Raw genomic sequence first — 2,904 nt, 5'->3', positions numbered from 1 at the left:
TGTTTTCGGTCATCCGCATTCGTTGAAATGGTCACATACTTATGTACCTCGAAGTTGTTAGCATGTGTTGTAAATCGCTCCTTAATCATCTCATTCAACTCCTCACGATAGTCATCGTAGCCATCATTTGTTTCTTCAAACAAGATATTCTGCAAGGAGTTATCCGATACTCGACGGTTAATGACTAAGAGCTGGTAGTTACTACCCTCATCCAGTGAATTAAGAGCATCCATCGTTGTATCGATGATACTCTCTTTTTCATCTTGTTGAGCTGTAGAGTAAGAAGCATCTCCCAACATAAAGCTACGAGAATACTTCTCACGTGCAATGTGCATTAATCCATCTTCATGTAGATGTGTGTAATTGATCGTATTTTGCGTCGTAGGTTTCATCTGACGACGCAAACGATCAATTTTTTTCTTTTCTGCTTTTTCTAGTTTTTCTCTTTTGCTTTTGAATAAACTCATCTTTCGTATACATTCCTACCTTTCCAAATTCTGTCTCATAGATTCGTTGTTGGATTCGGAAAAAGAAATTGATTTTTTCTTTAATCCGCATTCGCTTAGTCATTCCTGTACCGTACATTGCCCCAGGAACAACAAATAGAGCATCCCAAAGATAAATGTACCAATCAGGTAAACCAAAGAAATAAATAGTAATTGTCCCTGAGACAGCTATTACTAAACACACATATAGAACAATCATTCTAGTAGTTAAACCAAATAGAATTGGCTTGTCCTCATTTTCAAATTCTCTTAAAAATTCTGATCCAATTTTTTTCAATTATTTTCCTTTCATACCAAATAAGATCGATCAATTCTAATTATTCTAAACATGGATTACACTCCTAATAGTTGCTTAGCTTTTCGACTAGATCCAACCATTACAAAGATATAGATAACCCCCTTAGCAATTGAAGCAAAGGCTGTTTCCCAGGAATCACTGGAACCAGCTGTAACCTTTAGGATATCTGCTGCAACAATCGAATCATATACAACAGAAACAATAATTAGGATGACACCGATAAGGGCAGAGGCTGCAAAGTATTTCAAGAAGTTAATCGTAACAGAGCGTAAGGAATCCATCATAAAGAACGCTACTAACAATGGAGCTATGGCTTTAAGCATATACAAATCCAAGTAACGTAGGAAAACAATAATTCCTAGAATAATGTTAGCCACACCACTTACAGCTTTTCCGACTAAGGTAATGATAGCTTTTTCAAACATTCCTTTCCCACCAGAAATATTAGAATCAATGGTTGTTTTAACGGTAGGTGTTACATGAGCAATCACTTTCACAACAATATTAAGTAATTCCAGAATGGCATCACAAATCTGAGATGAAGCAGAGATCATAATGAAAGCAAATAAATATTTCATTAGAGCCTCTAACCAAATCTTCTGTGTTAATGCACCTCCCCTCGACTTGACCATTTGTGACCACGATGCCATTTCAAACCAGAAAAAAAGACCTAAAAGGATATACCCAATAGGTCTAACGGCATCAGCCATCATATTTACAGCTTGATTTGTAGCAGAGCTATAACTAGAAAGAGAGCTTGTTAGCTCTCTAATATCTAAATTCATAGGCTACTCCTAAAATTTTAGTTGGGATAGCGATACGACGACTGCTGCAGCAATTCCTGCAGAAGCCACGGCCAAAAATGCACCATTAATCATAGAATCAGACCCATCATCTTGCCTTTGCTTATCTTTGTTCTTTCTTCCTTGAATATAATCGACCGCACCATTCCAGATCCAGATAAGACCTGTGATTGTTCCAACTACACCAAGACCTGTAATAATTTTTGTAATGATTTCCATTTTGTTTTACCTCTTTTAATTTCATTTTTTTATAACAAAAGGCACTGCAGAGATTTCTACAGTACCAAACACAATACTATTTTTATAATTCTTCAAATTCTTCACGATAAATCGTCCGAACAGTAGCTACTAGAATACTGAGGCCAATAATAATTGGAACTTCAAAATTCGGATATGGGAAAAATAACCCTCCTCCTTTTGGTGCATCAACCACTTGACCAGCAGTAATAAGTGAATCATGGGACATTCCTAAAATATGCGGTGTATACCATCCAAAAATATTATCAATTATGTTTTCGCTTGGGAAATTGAATAGATGATGAATGATTGCCATTCCCCCAATCAATACGATTGTTATACATATTTTAGCTATAACCCACAGAATAAACATACCAATAGTGGATTTTACAACATTAATACACCAAAGAACGATATAAAAGGGAGCTGTAAAAATTCTAATGATAGCTACCCATAACCAGGAAAGATCATTCCCAAATTTCATAATCCTACTCCTCCACGATTTACCGTTATTATACCATAAAAATAGCTTATTTCAAAGGTTCCTAGAGTATTCTAATCCTCTTTTTTCTTGCGCTTGCTGTAGAGCAAGCCTGTAACAACACTTCCCATTGCTAGAGCAGCTAACAGCAATTCTGCAGAAGCCTGCTCACCTGTAGATGGCAGGCTTCGTTCTGGTTTTTGCGGATGTTCTTCAGGAGTTTTTGGCTCTTCTGGAGTATGAGTCACAACCGTATTGGAAACAACTTCCACACCGTTAACTGTATGATAGTAAGTGTTTTCTACAGTTCCTGACTGAATGCGTGTCATTTGTAGATATACCTCTGCTTGAAACTCTGATGTCTCTAAAATTGACTTCAAGAAAGCATCATCAAAGCTAATATCTACTTTACCTTTAGCCTTGTCTACCACTTGACTGGTGAACTTAGTTAATTCATCACCAGCTTTAAATTTTTGACCGTCACTTGTTTCAAAATCTACAGCAGCAAATACCTTGTAAACACTCTGATAATCATCATGTGTCTCATCGTAGTCATCGCTAAATTTATACTCAAATAGC

Annotated in this window: 5 protein-coding genes and 1 pseudogene; all 6 read right to left on the bottom strand. The window is 36.5% G+C overall.

All coding sequences use genetic code 11. The features are described 5' to 3' along the window. Positions 1 to 467, bottom strand: a pseudogene (locus tag OCF96_RS09810) (VirB4-like conjugal transfer ATPase, CD1110 family); the annotation flags it as partial. After that, the gene (locus OCF96_RS09805) at positions 409 to 783 is read right to left on the bottom strand and encodes a sulfite exporter TauE/SafE family protein (protein WP_261447050.1); all 375 of its coding nucleotides are present in this window, start codon (positions 781 to 783) and stop codon (positions 409 to 411) included. The pseudogene OCF96_RS09810 and the gene OCF96_RS09805, both read right to left, overlap by 59 nt. A 56-nt stretch (positions 784 to 839) precedes the next feature. Further along, entirely contained in the window at positions 840 to 1,589 is a 750-nt protein-coding gene (locus OCF96_RS09800; RefSeq protein ID WP_261447049.1) for a conjugal transfer protein TrbL, read from the bottom strand. A gap of 9 nt (positions 1,590 to 1,598) precedes the next feature. After that, positions 1,599 to 1,826 (bottom strand): hypothetical protein, encoded by a 228-nt coding sequence (locus OCF96_RS09795; protein ID WP_261447048.1) that lies wholly within the window; start codon positions 1,824 to 1,826, stop codon positions 1,599 to 1,601. Between the two features lie 82 nt (positions 1,827 to 1,908). After that, positions 1,909 to 2,328 carry a hypothetical protein gene (locus OCF96_RS09790; RefSeq protein ID WP_061419012.1) on the bottom strand — a complete coding sequence of 140 codons (420 nt, stop codon included), beginning with the start codon at positions 2,326 to 2,328 and terminating at the stop codon, positions 1,909 to 1,911. A gap of 71 nt (positions 2,329 to 2,399) precedes the next feature. Beyond that, a partial coding sequence (locus tag OCF96_RS09785; protein WP_261447047.1) for an LPXTG cell wall anchor domain-containing protein occupies positions 2,400 to 2,904 on the bottom strand: 505 nt, incomplete at its 5' end.

The organism is Streptococcus mitis (assembly GCF_946190065.1).
In the GTDB taxonomy this organism is placed as follows: Bacteria; Bacillota; Bacilli; order Lactobacillales; family Streptococcaceae; genus Streptococcus; species Streptococcus mitis_DE.
The sequence above is the reverse complement of the archived record's forward strand: the minus strand, read 5'-3'. Positions and strand labels throughout refer to the sequence as shown.

Bases quoted from the DNA above. Each gene is read 5' to 3' on its own strand.
- OCF96_RS09800 (WP_261447049.1), bottom strand. From the start codon at position 1,589: ATGAATTTAGATATTAGAGAGCTAACAAGCTCTCTTTCTAGTTATAGC.
- OCF96_RS09795 (WP_261447048.1), bottom strand. From the start codon at position 1,826: ATGGAAATCATTACAAAAATTATTACAGGTCTTGGTGTAGTTGGAACA.
- OCF96_RS09790 (WP_061419012.1), bottom strand. From the start codon at position 2,328: ATGAAATTTGGGAATGATCTTTCCTGGTTATGGGTAGCTATCATTAGA.